Source organism: Micromonospora kangleipakensis, assembly GCF_004217615.1.
Taxonomy (GTDB): domain Bacteria; phylum Actinomycetota; class Actinomycetes; order Mycobacteriales; family Micromonosporaceae; genus Micromonospora; species Micromonospora kangleipakensis.
This window is the reverse complement of record NZ_SHLD01000001.1, coordinates 7,054,056-7,070,094: the sequence shown is the minus strand read 5'-3', so window position 1 is coordinate 7,070,094 and position 16,039 is coordinate 7,054,056. Positions and strand designations below refer to the sequence as shown.

Sequence of the window (16,039 nt, the reverse complement as noted above, 5' to 3'; positions counted from 1 at the left end):
GCCGGTTAGAGTGACGGTCGTGACGACGCTGCCCGACCGCCGCCTGCTGCTGGTCCACGCGCACCCCGACGACGAGTCCATCGGCACCGGCTCGACCATGGCCCACTACGCCGCGACCGGCGCCCACGTCACGCTGGTGACCTGCACCCTGGGCGAGGAGGGCGAGATCCACGTGCCGGAGCTGGCGCAGCTCGCCGCGGCCGAGGCCGACCAGCTCGGCGGGTACCGGATCGGCGAGCTCGCCGCCGCGTGCGCCGCGCTCGGCGTCACCGACCACCGCTTCCTCGGCGGCGCGGGCCGCTACCGCGACTCCGGGATGATGGGGCTCGCCACCAACGAGCACCCCCGCGCCTTCTGGCAGGCCGACCTCGACGAGGCCGCCGGGCACCTGGTGGAGATCATGCGGGAGGTCCGCCCGCAGGTCATGATCACGTACGACCCGAACGGCTTCTACGGGCACCCGGACCACATCCAGGCGCACCGGGTCGCGATGCGGGCCGTCGAGCTGGCCGCCGCCGAGGGGATCGCCCCGGCGAAGGTCTACTGGACGGCCCTGCCGCGCAGCGTGCTGGAGGCCGGCCTGGACCACTTCGTGGAGGCCTCGGACAATCCCTTCGCCGGCATCGACAGCGCCGACGAGCTGCCCTTCGGCACGCCCGACCCGGAGATCGCCGCGCGGATGGACGCCACCGAGCAGCACGCCGCCAAGGAGGCGGCGATGCGGGCGCACGCCACCCAGATCCCGGCCACCTCCTGGCTCTACTCCATCGCCGGCAACTTCGGCGCCGAGTTCATGGGCGTGGAGTACTTCACCCTCGCAGTCGGCGAGAAGGGCCCGGGCAACGGCCCGTACGGCTGGGAGGACGACCTCTTCGCCGGCCTGCCGGTGGACGGGCCGGACCGGTCCCCGGTCGCGGCGGCCGGCCTCCGGTGACCCTGCCGACCGCGCCGATGTCGGTCGTACCGGAGCAGGAGCCCGCCGCGCCGCCCGCGCGCCCGCGGCCGGCGCTCGACCTCGCGCTGCGGGTCGCCGGCGGCGTGATCGCCATGCTCGCCGGGGTGCTCTCGGCGGTGCTGGAGCTGTTGCTGGCCACCGTGCGGGTGGGCGGTCAGCTGATCGGCGTGTCGGCGCTGGTGGCGATCGGCGCCGGCATCGCGCTGAGCTGGTTCGCCCACGAGGCGGTCGGCGCCCGGTGGGCGGTCGTGCTGCCCGCCCTGCCGTGGTTCGCGCTGATGGCGGTGGCCTCGGTCCGGACCACCGAGGGGGACCTGCTCGTCTCCGGCGACAACTGGGTGGGGCTGGCGATGATCGTCGCCGGGGCGATGACGTTCGCGGTGATGGGTTTCCGGCAGATCCTCGCGCCGCCCGCCCGCCACGACGGGTGATGACGGCACACAGGTTGCAATGGTAGATATTCCTGCCAGAAGTCCCGCCGTCCGGCGGGCGGTACGGCGGAGGTGTGCGATGTTGCAGCGATGGCGCGCGGTCGGTCTGCTCGCGATGGCGCTGTTCGCGGTCAACGTGCTGGCCCGGCTGGTGATCAGGTTCGGTTTCGACGGCGACGACACCGCCGCCGACCGGGTGTCCCTGGTGATGTTCGTGGTGATCGGGCTGATCCTCGCGGCGGTGGCGTTCCGCTGGGGGCGTGACCGTCCGGTGGCCCGCTGGGCCGGCGACCTCGCCGCCGCGGTGGGCGTGGCGCTGACGCTGACGGTCTTCGTGGCCCCGCTGCTGGTCGGCGAGAACCCGTTCGGCGGTGGCGCCGGGCTCTTCTTCGCCCAGATCTGGCTCTACCTGGCCGCCACGGCTGCGGGCGTGCTGGTCGGCTACCTGATCCTCACCGCGCTCGGCCTGGACCACCGCTCCCAGCAACTCAAGCGGTACGCCCAGCTCAAGGCCGCCAAGCCCCGCCGGGTCGTCCGCCGCTGACCGGGCCCACCCCTGACCCGGGTGCCCGGTCAGCGCGGGGCGACCCGGGTCAGGTAGGTGTGGTGGGTGGTGAAGCCCAACCCCCGGTAGAGGGCCACCGCCGGGGTGTTGCGCTGCTCGACCTGGAGGAAGGCGTGGCTCGCCCCCTCCGCCGTGCCCCAGTCGACCAGGGACCGGATCACCCGGCCGGCCAGCCCCTGCCGGCGCGCCTCGGGCAGCACCTCGATCAGGGTCAGGCCGAGCCAGCGCCCCTGCCCGGTGACCGTGCCCCGGCCGACGGCTACGAGCCGGCCGTCGGCGTACACCTGGGCGAAGCGGACCCGGTGCACGGCGGTGAGCACGTGCCGGGCGGCGTCCGGCAGGCCGCCCTTGCGGCCGGCGGCGACGGCCAGCCAGTCGTCCGACGGCGCGGCCGCCAGCTCGACCGGCGGCAGGCTGGCGCGGGCCGGCGCGGCCGCCGGCAGCGCGGCGAGCGCGACGGTCTGCACCAGCACCGGCGGCCGGGCGCCCCAGCCGCGCGCGTCCAGCTCGGCACCGACCGGCGCGGCCAGCGGCAGCGGGGTGTTGACCATGGCCGGCTGGCCGTGGTCGGCGTACCAGCGCTCCACGGCGTCCAGGGCGGCCGGGAGCGGGCGGTCCGGGTCGCCGACCGGGAGCGCCGAGTTCGCCCGGCCGGTCCAGCCGGCGGCGCTGCGCAGCAGCCAGTCGCCGAGCCGACCGCGGACCGGGGCGGGCCACGCCTCGTCGGCTGCCAGCTCCAGGCCCATCACGGCGGTGGCGGTCGGCCGGCGGGCCGGCGGCACCCGCTTGGCCCGGTGCACCTCGCCGACCGGGACCCGCAGCCGGCCCTGGGTGGTCGCCAGCGTGATGTGGGTCTCGCTCAGCTCGACCAGCTCTCCGAGGGCGTCCGAGAAGAGCGGCCGGCCTTCGCGAATCCCCACAATCCGGCGGACCACGATCCGGTGTCCCACGTCCTGCTTGCGGAGCACGATTCACCGTTCCCGTCAGTGTTCGCTCAGAGGTGCACCGACAGGAGTCCCGCCTTGCGGTGGGACGGTCCCGGTCTGACCCGCCGCGGCGGTGCCGGGTTGGCGCTTCACAGCCACCGGACCGCTGCAGCGGGTCTTACGGTCGGCTCCACGTCCGTTTGACGACTCCCGGCCACTCCGGGCGTCACTGACACCAACCGCGAGGGCGGCGAGATTCCGTGCGGCATTGAGGTCCCGATCCAAAATCAGACCGCACGATGTGCAGATGTAGTTGCGCTCGGACAGGGCGAGCTTGGCTTTCACCGCGCCGCAGGCCGAGCAGGTCTTCGAGGAGGGGTACCACCGATCGGCCCGCAACTCACTGAACGCGGCGTCACCAATGTGCCTGGCCAAGTGGCGGTTGCGCAGCATTCCGGTCACGTTCAGATCTTCGATCACGATCGTGCCGAACTCACGGGTCAGGCGGGTGGAAATTTTGTGCAAGTTGTCACGGCGCAGGTCGTTGAAGGCCATCCGGCCGCCCCCGCATGGGAGAGCACCGCCCGTTCCTGGCTGGCGTGAGAGCAAGGCGAACCGATATGCCTGCATCGTCCTCATGCCGGTCCGACTACCTCCGCCAGGCGGATGGCCGGCCGCATGAGGGCCGGCGGCCAGCCGCAGCGAGCCGATCGATGCCGGCGCTCTGTCGAGAACGTCCTGCCCCCTCGTTCGGCAACAGGCGGGTCAGTCATCGGACGGCAAACCGCACTCGTTGGCTCGGGGCGCCGCCATGGTAGGCCGGGGGGACGACAGAATGCTGCCGCCGAGATACTAGGCTCTTATCGTCGCGGGTGATCGCGGCGAGTCTTGCGGAGGAGAAGACCGGTGACCTACATCATCGCCGAGCCGTGCGTCGATGTGCTCGACAAGGCCTGCATCGAGGAGTGCCCGGTCGACTGCATCTACGAGGGCAATCGGATGCTCTACATCCACCCCGACGAGTGCGTCGACTGTGGTGCCTGTGAGCCGGTCTGCCCGGTCGAAGCGATCTTCTACGAGGACGACGTCCCGGAGCAGTGGAAGGACTACACCGGGGCGAACTACGAGTTCTTCGAGGACCTGGGCTCGCCCGGCGGCGCCTCCAAGATCGGCAAGGTGGAGAAGGACGCGACGTTCGTCGCCGCCCAGCCGCCGCGCGGAGAGGGCCACTGAACCGGCCCGCGCCGGTCTCGTCGCGACTGCCCGACTTCACCTGGGACACCCTGGACGCCGCGGGCGCGACGGCCGCGGCGCACCCGGACGGTCTGATCAACCTCTCCATGGGCACGCCGGTCGACCCGGTGCCCACGGTGATCCGGCAGGCGCTCGCCGACGCGTCGGACGCCCCGGGCTACCCGCTGACCGCCGGCACCCCCGCGCTGCGGGACGCCATCGCGGCCTGGGTCGCCCGGGCCTGCGGCGCCGGCGTCGACGGGCTCGGCGTGCTGCCGACGATCGGCTCCAAGGAGCTGGTCGCCTGGCTGCCCACGCTGCTCGGCGTCGGCCCCGGCGACGTGGTCGTGGTGCCGTCCGTCGCCTACCCGACGTACGAGGACGGGGCGCGGCTGGTCGGCGCCACCACCGTCCGCACCGACTCGCTGACCGCGGTCGGTCCCACCCCCCGGGTACGCCTGGTCTGGGTCAACTCACCCGGGAACCCGACCGGGCGGGTGCTGCCCGCCGCCCATCTGCGCAAGGTGGTGGACTGGGCCCGCGAGCGCGGCGCGGTGGTCGCCAGCGACGAGTGTTACCTGCCGCTGGGCTGGGACGCCGAGCCCGTCTCGATCCTCTCGCCCGACGTCTGCGGCGGGTCGTACGACGGCGTGCTGGCGGTCCACTCGCTCTCCAAGCGCTCCAACCTCGCCGGCTACCGGGCCGGCTTCGTCGCTGGCGACCCGACGCTGGTGGCCGAGCTGCTCAAGATCCGTAAGCACGCCGGCATGATCGTGCCCGCCCCGGTGCAGGCCGCGATGGTGGCCGCGCTCGGCGACCAGGCGCACGCCGACGCCCAGCGGGAGCGCTACCGGGCCCGCCGCGAGCAGCTGCGCGCCGCGTTCACCGACGCCGGCTTCACCGTCGAGCACTCCGAGGCCGGGCTCTACCTCTGGATGACCCGGGACGAGGACTGCTGGGAGACCGTCGACTGGCTGGCCCGCCGGGGCATCCTGGTCGCCGCCGGGGTCTTCTACGGCCCGGCCGGCTCCCGGCACGTCCGGGCGGCGCTGACCGAGTCCGACGAGCACATCGCGGCGGTCGCCGGCCGGTTGCGCGGCTGACCCCGGGACTGCCGCCGCGATGACTGACGGGGTGACCGATCCGCGTCCGGTCCTCGGCGAGCGTACGGCCGCGGTGGTCGGTACCGGACTGATCGGCGGGTCGGTGCTGCTGCGGCTGCGCGCGGCCGGGCTCGACGTCGTCGGATGGGACCCGGACCCGGCCACCCGCCGGTACGCCCACGAGCAGGGCGTCGTCTGCCCGGACACCCTGGAGCAGGCGGTCGCCGGCCGGGACGTGGTGTTCCTCTGCGGCCCGCTGCCCAGCCTGCCGGGGACGCTGTCCCGGGTCGCCGCCGCCACCGACGAGCACTGCGTCCTCACCGACGTGGGCAGCACCAAGGCGGAGGTGGCCGTGGCCGCCATGGCGCAGGGGCTGGGGCACCGGTTCGTCCCCGGTCATCCGATGGCCGGCGCCGACCGCGCCGGTCTCGCCTCCGCCACCCCGGCGCTGCTCGACGGGGCGGCCTGGGTGCTCTGCCCGACCGGGTCGGGGATGGCCGCGTTCCGGCGGCTCGCCGCGCTGGTCATCGACGTCTTCCGGGCCCGGGTCGTGCCCATGTCCGCGGCGGAGCACGACGTGGTCGCGGCCCTCTCCTCGCACGTGCCGCACCTGCTGGCCGGCGCGCTGGCCGGGGCGGTGCACCGGTCCGCGCTGCGCGAGGCGGTGCTCGCCCTCGCCGCGGGCAGCTTCGCCGACGGAACCCGGGTGGCCGGCGGCCCGCCCGACCGGACCGCGAACATGCTGCTCGCCAACCGGGGACCGGCGCTGACCGGGCTGGACGCGGTCCGCGCCGTCCTCGACGAGCTGGCCGACGCGGTGCGGGCCGGTGACCGGGCCACCCTGACCGCCCTGCTCGACGAGGGCCGGACCGTCCGCGCCGCGGTGCGGGGTCGGGCCTTCACCGCCCACCGGCGGGAATTCCCGGCCGCGGTCGACCACGCCGGGGAGCTGGCCTACCTGCGGGGACTGGGCGCGGCCGGGGGCCACCTGACGGAGTGCCGGGTCGAGGCCGGGGCCGTCGTCTACACCGCCCACCTACCGGCGTCGGCCGGCTGAACCGCGACCCGCGCCGCCGCGCTCGGATCGGCGCGCGGCTAGGGTGAGGTGCATGGCGGACGCACCGGTCGTGGCGGTACGCGGCGAGGCGTACCGGGAGGTCGCCCCCGAGCTGGCCGAGTTCACGGTGACCGCGACCGCCCGGGACCGGGACCGGGAGACCACGTTGACCCGGCTGGCCGAGCGGGCCGCCGCGGTCCGGGTGCTGCTCGACTCCGCCGGCCCGGCCATCGAGCGGCGGGAGACCGGTCAGCTGCGGGTCTGGCCCGAGACGAAGCGCTCGGGCGAGCGGGTGGTGGCGTACCACGGCACGGTGGGCACCACCGTCACCGTCACCGACTTCACCGCGCTCGGCGAGCTGATGCTGCGGCTGGCCGACCAGGACCAGGTCGAGGTGTCCGGCCCGTGGTGGTCGCTGCGGCCGGACAGCCCCGCGTACCGGGAGGCCCGGCGGGCCGCGATCGCGGACGCCCTGGCCCGCGCCCGGGAGTACGCGGAGGCGCTCGGCGCCCGGGTGACCGCCCTGCTGGAGCTCGCCGACACCGGTACGGGTGCCCAGCCGATGCTGGCCCGCTCCGCGTTCGGCAAGGGTGCCGGCGGGCCGGCTGCCGGCGGCGCGCCGGAGCTGGAGCTCGACCCGCGCCCGCAGACGGTGCAGGCCGCGGTGGAGGCGCGCTTCACCATCAGCGAGCCGGTGCTCGGCTGATGCCTCCGGCGCAGGTCCTGCCCTTCGACGAGCTGGCCGCCCGGGCGCGGGCCCTCGCCGACGCCGGTCCGCGGCAGCTGCTCGGCATCGCCGGCGCGCCCGGGGCGGGCAAGTCCACGCTGGCCGAGCGGCTCGTCGCGGCGGTCGGGCCGGCCGCCCGGCTGGTGCCGATGGACGGCTTCCACCTCGCCCAGTCCGAGCTGGTCCGGCTCGGCCGGCAGGAGCGCAAGGGCGCACCGGACACCTTCGACGTCAACGGATTCGTCTCGGTGCTGCGCCGCCTGCGTCGGCTGGAGCCGACCTCGGTCTGGGCGCCGGCGTTCCGCCGGGATCTGGAGGAGCCGGTCGCCGGGGCGATCGAGGTGCCGCCCGAGGTCCGGCTGGTGGTGACCGAGGGGAACTACCTCCTGCTGCGGGACGAGCCGTGGGAGGAGGTCCGGACCCTGCTGCACGAGATCTGGTTCCTCGATCTCGACGCCGAGCTGCGGCTGCGCCGGCTCACCGCCCGGCACGAGGCGTACGGGAAGTCGCCGGAGCAGGCCCGGGCCTGGGCGCTCGGCAGCGACGAGGCCAACGCGGCCGTGGTGTCCGGCACCGCCGCCCACGCCGACCTGGTGGTGCGGCTGGCCGAGCCCCCGCCCGGGTGACGGCACCGCACGGCGGAGTTCCCGTCGTCGAGCCACCCCCGTTCGGCCTGTTTTCGCGGGTGGGATGCGTCAGGCGAGTTCGCGTACCACCCGGGCGGGGTTACCGAGCGCGACCACGTTGGCCGGGAGGTCCTTCGTCACGACGGCTCCCGCGCCGACCACCGTGTTCTCGCCGATGGTGACTCCGGCGAGGACGATGACCCCGCCGCCGAGCCAGACGTTGTCCCCGATGGTGATCGGCTCGGCCGCCTCCCACTTGGCCCGGCGCGGCTCCGCCTCGACCGGGTGGGTGGCGGTGAGGAGTTGGACGTTCGGTCCGATCTGGACGTCGGCGCCGATGGTGATCCGGGCGACGTCGAGGAAGACCGCGTTGAAGTTGACGAAGCTCCGCGGGCCGATGTGGGTCTGCCAGCCGTAGTCGCAGTGGAAGGGTGGCCGGACCCAGGCCTCCTCGCCGAGCGAGCCGAGGAGTTCTCGCAGCGCCGCGAGCCGGCTTTCCGGGTCCTCCGCCGGGCTGGTGTTGAAGCGTTCGGTCAGCCGGGCGGCCCGGTCCAGGTCGGCGATGATCTCGGGGTCGTCGGCGATGTACGCCTCGCCGGCGAGCATGCGTTCCCTCATGGAGCTCACCGGGTGATCATGCCTGGGCCGCCCGTCAATTCGTACCCGGACGGCCATCCTCGTGGCGTCACTCCGCCTACCCGGTAGGCGACTCGGACGGCCGGGCCGGCGGCCGTGGCCGGGGGCCGGGGTGGTCGCCCCGGCCCCCGGATCGGCTCAGTCGTTGGCGTGCAGGGCGGCGTTCAGCTCGATGCCCCGGCCGCTGCGCTGCTTCGCCTCCAGCGCGCCGGTGACCGAGTTGCGCCAGAAGAGCAGCCCGTCCACGCCGGAGAGCTCGCGGGCCTTCACCACCCGGCCGTCCGGCAGGGTGATCTTCGACGCGGCGGTGATGTAGCAGCCCGCCTCGACCACGCAGTCGTCGCCGAGGGAGATGCCGACTCCGGCGTTCGCGCCGACCAGGCTCCGCTCGCCGATGCGCACCTTCTCGGTGCCGCCGCCGGAGAGGGTGCCCATGATCGAGGCGCCGCCGCCGATGTCGGAGCCGTCGCCGACCAGCACGCCCTGCACGATCCGCCCCTCCACCATCGAGGTGCCCAGCGTCCCGGCGTTGAAGTTGACGAAGCCCTCGTGCATCACAGTGGTCCCGGCGGCCAGGTGCGCGCCGAGCCGGACCCGGTCCGCGTCGGCGATCCGCACGCCGGAGGGGACCACGTAGTCGGTCATCCGGGGGAACTTGTCCAGCCCGTACACGGCCAGGTGGCGGCCGGCGCCCCGCTCGATCACGCGCAGCTCGTCCACCCGCTCCGGCGGGCACGGCCCGGCCGAGGTCCAGGCCACGTTCGCCAGCTTGCCGAAGATGCCGTCGAGGTTCAGCTCGTTGGGCCGCGCCAGGCGGTGGGAGAGCAGGTGCAGCCGGAGGTACGCGTCGGCGGCGTCCTTGATCGGGTCGTCCAGCGACCCGATCACCGTCACCACCTGGGCCGTACGCAGACCGGGCAGCGCCCGCTCGCCGACCGCGCCCGGTGGCAGGTCCAGCACGTCGGCCTGGTCCTCCCCGGGGACCAGCGGCAGCTCGCCGAGGCCCAGCTTGCCGGTCGGGTACCAGGTGTCGAGCACCTGGTCGTCAGCGGTCACGGTGGCGAGGCCGATGCCCCAGGCAGACTGTGCGTTGGTCACGATTTTGACGGTACCGTGCCCAGCATGGAGAACCCGTTGACCCCCGAGGTCTTGGCTGATCCGGTGGCGCTGACGCGCGCCCTGGTCGACATAGAGTCCGTCTCCCTCAACGAGAAGGCGATCGCCGACTGCGTGGAGGAGGTGCTGCGCGAGGCGCCGCACCTGACCACGTTCCGGCACGGCAACACGGTGATGGCGCGTACCGACCTGGGCCGGGCGCAGCGGGTGGTGCTCGCCGGCCACCTGGACACCGTGCCGCTCAACGACAACTTCCCGTCCACCATGCGCGGCGACCTGATGTACGGCTGCGGCACCTCCGACATGAAGTCCGGGGTGGCGTTCGCGCTGCACCTCGCGGTGACCCTGCCGGACCCGCGCTACGACGTGACGTACTTCTTCTACGAGGCCGAGGAGATCGAGTCGAAGTACAACGGGCTCACCCTGGTCGCCGAGGCGCACCCGGAGTGGCTCCAGGCGGACTTCGCGGTGCTGCTCGAGCCGACGTACGGGATCGTCGAGGCCGGGTGCCAGGGCACCATGCGGGCGATCGTCACCACGCACGGCGAGCGGGCCCACGCGGCGCGGTCCTGGCACGGGGTGAACGCCATCCACGGTGCGGGCGAGGTGCTGAACCGGCTGCGGTCGTACGAGGCGCGGCGGGTCACCATCGACGGCTGTGACTACCGGGAGGGCCTGAACGCGGTCCGGATCGCCGGCGGGGTGGCCGGCAACGTCATCCCGGACCGGTGCGAGATCGAGATCAACTACCGGTACGCCCCGGACCGCGACCCGGCGGCCGCCGAGGCGCACCTGCGGGAGGTCTTCGCCGGCTTCGACCTCGAGGTGACGGACGCGGCGGCGGGCGCGGCCCCCGGCCTGGACGCGCCGCCGGCGCAGGAGTTCCTGGCCGCGGTGGGCGCGGCCCCGATCGGCAAGCTGGGCTGGACGGACGTGGCCCGGTTCGCGGCGATGGGGATCCCGGCGCTGAACTTCGGCCCGGGCGACCCGAACCTGGCCCACCACAAGGACGAGCACGTCGAGCTCACCAAGATCCGCGACGGCGCGGCGACCCTGCACCGCTGGCTGGCCCCCGCCTGACCGGCGCCGAAAACGATCAAGAGGTTTGCGTCACCGGATCCCGGTCCGGGTGACGCAAACCTCTTGATCGACGTGTGTCGACCGGTCAGCCGGCCGGGGTGAGGGACTGGTCCGCCGCGGGGCGGGGCTCGGCCGGGTCACCGGTGAGGTCGTGGGCCTCCAACTGGCGGGCGCGGCGGCGCTCGGCCACCACGTCCCGGATCCGCCGCTGCATCTGTCGCCGGATCCGGATCATCTCGCTGTTACTGATCACGCTGGCTCCTCCCCCGAAGGCGCGCGCCGGGGCATACCCGGTATGTGAATAGTAAGACGTACGAGCGACAGAATTAGTTGCCCAAGATCGCGAACTATTTCCCCGGCTCGCCGGCCCGCACACCCGGCCGCCCCGGCTCCACTACGGTGGCTCCCATGAGCCAGAGCAACGGGCGGCAGCAGCCCGGCCCGGACCGGGGACGGGAGCGGCACCGGGGCGCCGTCACGCTGCGCCGCGGCGCCATCCCGACCAGCACCGCCGACCAGCGGCTGCTCGACTCCCGGGGGCGCGGCGACTGGAAGACCAAGGACGCCTGGCGGGCGCTGCGCATCCTGTCGGAGTTCGTCGAGGGCTTCGACACCCTCGCCGACCTGCCACCCGCGGTCAGCGTCTTCGGCTCGGCCCGCAGCATGCCGGAGAGCCCGGAGTGCCGGATGGCCGAGGAGCTGGGCGGCGCCCTGGCCCGGGCCGGGTACGCGGTGATCACCGGCGGCGGCCCGGGCGTGATGGAGGCGGCCAACCGGGGGGCCAGCGAGGCGGGCGGCCTCTCCGTCGGGCTCGGCATCGAGCTCCCGTTCGAGCAGGGGCTCAACGACTGGGTCGACCTGGCCATCGACTTCCGCTACTTCTTCGCCCGCAAGACCATGTTCGTCAAGTACGCGCAGGCGTTCGTCGTGCTGCCCGGGGGCTTCGGCACCATGGACGAGCTGTTCGAGTCGCTCACGCTGGTGCAGACCGGCAAGGTCACCCGCTTCCCGGTGGTGCTGATGGGCGTGGACTACTGGCGCGGGCTGCTCGACTGGCTGCGCGACAGCATGGCCGCCGAGGGCAAGATCGGCCCGTCCGACCTGGAGCTGATCTGCCTCACCGACGACGTCGACGCGGCGGTCCGGCACATCGTGGAGGCCGAGGCGGTGCTCTCCGCCGAGCAGGAGGCGGTCCGCGCGGAGGCGGTCGCCCGCAAAGAGGCCGACCAGCGGGCCGCCGCCGACGAGGGCGGGAAGGGCTGACCGGGTGGCCGCGATCTGCGTGTTCTGCGCGTCCTCCCGCACCCTCGACCGGCGCTGGCTGGACCTGGCGGCCGAGACCGGCGCGGAGGTGGCCCGGCGCGGGCACACCGTGGTCAGCGGGGGTGGCTGCGTCGGGATGATGGGGGCGCTGGCGGACGGGGCGCGGGCCGCCGGCGGGCCGACCCTCGGCGTCATCCCGCAGGCCCTGGTCGACCTGGAAGTCGCCGACCTGGCCTCCGACGAGCTGCTGGTCACCGACGGCATGGCCAGCCGCAAGACGCTGATGATCGACAAGTCGGACGCCTTCATCACCCTGCCCGGCGGTCTGGGCACCCTCGACGAGCTGTTCGAGGTGTGGACCACCGCCACGCTCGCCATGCACGCCAAGCCGATGGTGCTCGTGGACGCCGACGGCTTCTACCGCCCCCTGCTCGACTGGCTGCACACCCTGGCCGACCAGCACTTCCTCAAGCCCGCCGGCCTCAACCTCCTCACGGTGGCCCAGTCCGTCCCCGAAGCCCTCGACATCCTCGAATCCCGCCTCATCTGACGCCCCGCCGTCCCCGTTGATCATGAAGTTGTTGTCATCGATGCCGGCGTGTCGTGGCGACAACTTCATGATCAACGTGAGCTGAGGCGGGAGGGTGAGGTGGGGGTGGGGGAGGTGTCGTACGGGCGTGGTGGGATGAGCTGATGCAGGCGTACCGGCTGGTGCGTCGGCCCGCCGAGGCGGCCCCGGGGGACGGGCGGTCCGGCGGGGTGGCGCGGGGGGACGGTCGGTCCGGAGGGACGACCGCGGCGGAACGCCGGCCCGAGGGGTCGGCGGGCGATGCCGCGCACCCCGCGGCGCGACGGGCCGACCCGGCGCAGGCCGAGGTGGTGGCGCACACCGACGGGCCGATGCTCGTCGTCGGCGGTCCGGGCACCGGCAAGACCAGCGCCCTGATCGAGGCGGTCGCCGCCCGGGTCGCCGAGGGCGTCGACCCGGAGCGCATCCTGGTGCTCACCTTCGGCCGGCGGGGCGCCACCGATCTGCGCCACCGGATCGAGGCGCGGATCGCCGGGGACGGGCACCGGGTGGTCCGCGAGCCGCTGGTGCGGACCTTCCCGGCGTACGCCTTCGGCCTGCTCCGCCGGGCCGCCGCCGAGCGGGGCGAGCCGTCGCCCCGGCTGCTCACCGGCCCCGAGCAGGATCTGATCATCCGCGAGCTGCTGGACGTGGTCGGCGAGGAGCCCGAGGACGACCCGGTCGGCTGGCCGGCGGACCTGCGCCCCGCCCTGCGCACCCGGGCGTTCGCCGCCCAGCTCCGCGACCTGCTGATGCGCGCCGCCGAGCGCGGCGTCGGCCCGGTCGAGCTCGCCCGGCTGGGGGAGAAGTTGGGCCGCGCCGACTGGCCGGCCGCCGCGCGCTTCCTCCGGGAGTACGTCGCCGTCCTCGCCCTGCGCGACGTGAGCAACCGCGGCTCGGTGGCGTACGACCCGGCCGAGCTGGTCCGGGCCGCCACCGGGATGCTGCTCGACGATCCGGAGCTGCTGGCCGCCGAGCGCCGCCGGCTGGCCCACGTCTACGTCGACGAGCTGGCCGACACCGACCCCGCCCAGCTCGACCTGCTCGCCGTGATCGCCGGCGGCGGCAAGCCCCTGGTCGCGTTCGCCGACCCGGATTCGTCCACGTACGCCTTCCGCGGCGCCGACCCGGCCGGGGTGACCACCTTCCCGCACCGGTTCCGCACCGCCTCCGGTGCGCCGGCCGCCCAGATCCTGCTCACCACCTCCTACCGGGCCGGCCCCGGGCTGCTGGCGGCCACCGCGCGGCTGGGCCGCCGGCTGCGCGGCCCGGCGGCGCACCGCAGGCTCTGCCCGCTGCCAGACGCCGCGCCCGGCTCGGTCGAGGTCCGCACGTTCCGCTCGGCCACCAGCGAGTCGGCCTGGCTGGCCCACGCCCTGCGCGAGGCCCACCTGCTCGACGGGGTGCCCTGGTCCCGGATGGCGGTGCTGGTCCGCTCGACCGGCCGGCAGCTGCCGTCGCTGCGCCGCGCCCTGCACACCGCCGGCGTGCCGACCGTCGTGCACGGCGAGGACCTGCCGCTGCACCTGCAACCCGGGGTGGCGCCGCTGCTGCTCCTGCTCCGCTGCGCGCTGGAGCCGGAGCGGCTGGACGAGGAGTCCGCGGTCGCCCTGCTGCACTCGCCGCTCGGCGGCGCCGACCCGCTCGCCGAGCGGCGGCTCCGCCAGGGGCTGCGCGCGCTCGCGCTGGCCGGCGGCGACCGGCGGCCCTCCGGCGAGCTGATCGTGGAGGCGCTGCGCGACCCGGCCGAGCTGGCCGCGATCGACCGGCGCTGGGCCGCGCCCGCACAGGCGGTGGCGGCCCTGCTGGAGACCGCCCGGCAGGCCGCGGCCGCTCCCGGCGCCACCGCCGAGGGCGTGCTCTGGGCGGTCTGGCGGGACAGTGGCCTGGCCGAACGCTGGGCCGGGGCGATCACCCGGGGGCGGGCGGCCACCGGGGAGCACGAGACCGCGCAGCGCTGGCGGGCCGAGGCGGCCGACCGGGACCTCGACGCGGTGCTGGTGCTCTTCGACGCGGCGGCCCGGTTCACCGACCGGCTACCCGGCGCGCGGACCGAGGTCTTCCTCGACCACGTGCTCGGGCAGGACCTGCCGGCCGACACCCTGGCGGCCAGCGCCGACCGGGGCGACGCGGTCCGGCTGCTCACCGCGCACGCCGCCAAGGGTCTGGAATGGGATCTGGTCGCGGTCGCCGGCGTGCAGGAGGGCGTCTGGCCGGACCTGCGGCTGCGCGGCAGCCTGCTCGGCTCCGAGCGGCTGGTCGACGTGCTGGCCGGCCGGGCGGACGGCGCCGGCACCCGGGCCAGCCTGGTCGGGCAGACCTCGGCGCTGCTGGACGAGGAGCGCCGGCTCTTCCACGTCGCGGTCAGCCGGGCCCGGCACCGGCTGCTGGTCACCGCGGTCGCGTCGGCCGCCGTCGGCGGCGACGACCACGAGGAGCAGCCGAGCCGCTTCCTGCACGAGCTGGTTGCCACCGAGCCACCCGCGACCGGCGCCGGGCCGACGCCGCCCGGCCCGAAGCCGCCCGATCCGAAGCCTGCCGACCCGACCCCTGCCGAACCCGGGGGCGCCCAACCCGAGGCCGACCCCGCTCCGCGTGACGGCGCCGCGCTGACCGTGCCCGGGGCCGACGGCGGCCACCCGGGTGACGGCGCGGCGCTGACCGTCGAGGGCGAGCCGCACGACGACGGCGAGGCCGACCGGCCGGGCGCGCTGCCGGTCACCCTCCCGCCGCGTGGGCTCACCCTGTCGGCGCTGGTGGCGGAGCTGCGTACCGCGGTCACCGACCCGGCGGCGCCGCCCGGCCGGCGGCGCGCGGCGGCGGCCGAGCTGGCCCGGCTGGCCGCCGCCGGGGTCCCCGGCGCGCACCCGGAGGACTGGTGGGGGCTGCGCGGCCTCTCCGACGACCGGCCGCTGGTGGACGAGGGCGAGCCGGTCCGGGTCACCCCGTCGGCGATGGAGAGCGCGCTGCGGTGCAGCCTGCGCTGGCTGCTGGAGCGGCACGGGGGCAGCGGCCCGGCCAGCGCCGCCCAGGGGGTGGGCAACCTGGTGCACGCCGCCGCGATGCTCGCCGAGGACGCCAGCGTCGACCGGACCGCCCTGCTGGAGTACGTGGCCGCCCGCTTCGACGCGATCGAGCTGGCCGCCCGCTGGATGGTCGGCCCGGAACGGGCCCGCGCCGAGGCGATGGTGGACAAGCTGCTCCGCTGGCTCGCCGGCAACCCGCGCCGGCTGCTCGCCATCGAGCACGAGTTCGCGGTCCGCCTCGACGACCCGCAGCGGCCCGTCGAGCTGACCGGCCGGGTGGACCGGCTGGAGGTCGACGCCGACGGCCGGCTGGTGGTGATCGACCTCAAGACCGGCAAGTCCACCGCGGTCACCGAGCGGGAGGTCGCCGAGCACCCGCAGCTCGGGGCGTACCAGGCGGCGGTGGAGGCGGGGGCGTTCGCCGAGTTCGGCGACGAGCCCGGCGGCGCCGCGCTGGTCCAGCTCGGCACCGGGGCGAAGGACGCCAAGGAGCAGACCCAGGCCGCGGCCGGGGAGGGCCCGGAGGCCGGCTGGGCGACCGCGCTGGTCCGGCGCACCGCCGATACGATGGCCGCCGCCACCTTCGCCGCAGTCGCCAACTCGAAGTGCCGGGTCTGCCCGGTCCGCACGAGCTGCCCGGTGTCCGGGCAGGGCCGCCAGGTCGTCGAACCGCCGACCACCCGAGTCGTCCGGAGCACCCGTGAGCGCGAGGAGTGAGCTTGCGAGC

Annotated in this window: 17 protein-coding genes; 12 read left to right on the top strand and 5 right to left on the bottom strand. The window is 74.8% G+C overall.

Annotated features, from left to right (window positions below; translation table 11 throughout):
• Positions 1–10 precede the first annotated feature (10 nt).
• The 3 genes from mshB to EV384_RS33620 all read left to right on the top strand — a co-directional run bounded on the left by mshB (position 11) and on the right by EV384_RS33620 (position 1,930).
• Positions 11–934, top strand: coding sequence for an N-acetyl-1-D-myo-inositol-2-amino-2-deoxy-alpha-D-glucopyranoside deacetylase (gene mshB, locus EV384_RS33630; protein WP_207232537.1), 924 nt, complete (start codon positions 11–13; stop codon positions 932–934).
• Between the two features lie 17 nt (positions 935–951).
• Positions 952–1,386 (top strand): hypothetical protein, encoded by a 435-nt coding sequence (locus EV384_RS33625; RefSeq protein ID WP_130339796.1) that lies wholly within the window; start codon positions 952–954, stop codon positions 1,384–1,386.
• 79 nt (positions 1,387–1,465) lie between these two features.
• Positions 1,466–1,930, top strand: coding sequence for a hypothetical protein (locus tag EV384_RS33620; protein ID WP_130339794.1), 465 nt, complete (start codon positions 1,466–1,468; stop codon positions 1,928–1,930).
• A gap of 29 nt (positions 1,931–1,959) precedes the next feature.
• Here EV384_RS33620 and EV384_RS33615 read toward each other — a convergent pair whose 3' ends face one another.
• Positions 1,960–2,919 (bottom strand): GNAT family N-acetyltransferase, encoded by a 960-nt coding sequence (locus EV384_RS33615; protein ID WP_130339792.1) that lies wholly within the window; start codon positions 2,917–2,919, stop codon positions 1,960–1,962.
• Between the two features lie 15 nt (positions 2,920–2,934).
• Entirely contained in the window at positions 2,935–3,432 is a 498-nt protein-coding gene (locus EV384_RS33610; RefSeq protein ID WP_165440132.1) for an RNA-guided endonuclease InsQ/TnpB family protein, read from the bottom strand.
• Positions 3,433–3,783: 351 nt separating this feature from the next.
• On the opposite strand from EV384_RS33610, the gene fdxA reads away from it, so the two are divergent.
• From fdxA to EV384_RS33585, 5 genes are read left to right on the top strand one after another with little or no spacing between them, the layout of a single operon-like run.
• A complete protein-coding gene (gene fdxA, locus EV384_RS33605; RefSeq protein WP_007464872.1) occupies positions 3,784–4,110 on the top strand; it encodes a ferredoxin in 327 nt (108 codons plus the stop codon).
• Complete coding sequence (gene dapC / locus EV384_RS33600) at positions 4,107–5,213, top strand: succinyldiaminopimelate transaminase (protein WP_130340963.1); 1,107 nt, start codon at positions 4,107–4,109, stop codon at positions 5,211–5,213. Before fdxA ends, dapC begins: the two co-directional genes overlap by 4 nt.
• A 19-nt stretch (positions 5,214–5,232) precedes the next feature.
• Positions 5,233–6,270 (top strand): prephenate dehydrogenase, encoded by a 1,038-nt coding sequence (locus EV384_RS33595; RefSeq protein WP_130339788.1) that lies wholly within the window; start codon positions 5,233–5,235, stop codon positions 6,268–6,270.
• Positions 6,271–6,322: 52 nt separating this feature from the next.
• The gene (locus tag EV384_RS33590) at positions 6,323–6,976 is read left to right on the top strand and encodes an SIMPL domain-containing protein (protein WP_130339786.1); all 654 of its coding nucleotides are present in this window, start codon (positions 6,323–6,325) and stop codon (positions 6,974–6,976) included.
• A complete protein-coding gene (locus EV384_RS33585; protein ID WP_130339784.1) occupies positions 6,976–7,623 on the top strand; it encodes a nucleoside/nucleotide kinase family protein in 648 nt (215 codons plus the stop codon). Before EV384_RS33590 ends, EV384_RS33585 begins: the two co-directional genes overlap by 1 nt.
• 69 nt (positions 7,624–7,692) lie before the next feature.
• Here EV384_RS33585 and EV384_RS33580 read toward each other — a convergent pair whose 3' ends face one another.
• Both EV384_RS33580 and dapD read right to left on the bottom strand, forming a co-directional pair.
• Positions 7,693–8,250 carry a sugar O-acetyltransferase gene (locus EV384_RS33580; RefSeq protein WP_130339782.1) on the bottom strand — a complete coding sequence of 186 codons (558 nt, stop codon included), beginning with the start codon at positions 8,248–8,250 and terminating at the stop codon, positions 7,693–7,695.
• Positions 8,251–8,397: 147 nt separating this feature from the next.
• A complete protein-coding gene (gene dapD / locus EV384_RS33575) occupies positions 8,398–9,357 on the bottom strand; it encodes a 2,3,4,5-tetrahydropyridine-2,6-dicarboxylate N-succinyltransferase (RefSeq protein ID WP_130339780.1) in 960 nt (319 codons plus the stop codon).
• A gap of 24 nt (positions 9,358–9,381) precedes the next feature.
• Between dapD and dapE the strand changes: the two genes are divergently transcribed.
• Positions 9,382–10,455 (top strand): succinyl-diaminopimelate desuccinylase, encoded by a 1,074-nt coding sequence (dapE, locus tag EV384_RS33570; protein WP_130339778.1) that lies wholly within the window; start codon positions 9,382–9,384, stop codon positions 10,453–10,455.
• An 85-nt stretch (positions 10,456–10,540) separates the two neighbouring features.
• Here dapE and EV384_RS35235 read toward each other — a convergent pair whose 3' ends face one another.
• Positions 10,541–10,708 carry a hypothetical protein gene (locus EV384_RS35235; protein WP_165440131.1) on the bottom strand — a complete coding sequence of 56 codons (168 nt, stop codon included), beginning with the start codon at positions 10,706–10,708 and terminating at the stop codon, positions 10,541–10,543.
• 155 nt (positions 10,709–10,863) lie between these two features.
• Between EV384_RS35235 and EV384_RS33565 the strand changes: the two genes are divergently transcribed.
• From EV384_RS33565 to EV384_RS33555, 3 genes are all read left to right on the top strand, one after another.
• On the top strand, positions 10,864–11,718 hold the full coding sequence (locus EV384_RS33565; protein WP_130339776.1) for an LOG family protein: 855 nt from the start codon (positions 10,864–10,866) through the stop codon (positions 11,716–11,718).
• Positions 11,719–11,722: 4 nt separating this feature from the next.
• Positions 11,723–12,268 (top strand): LOG family protein, encoded by a 546-nt coding sequence (locus tag EV384_RS33560; protein WP_130339774.1) that lies wholly within the window; start codon positions 11,723–11,725, stop codon positions 12,266–12,268.
• Positions 12,269–12,411: 143 nt separating this feature from the next.
• Positions 12,412–16,029, top strand: a complete 3,618-nt coding sequence (locus EV384_RS33555; RefSeq protein WP_130339772.1) for an ATP-dependent helicase — start codon at positions 12,412–12,414, stop codon at positions 16,027–16,029.
• Positions 16,030–16,039 lie beyond the last annotated feature (10 nt).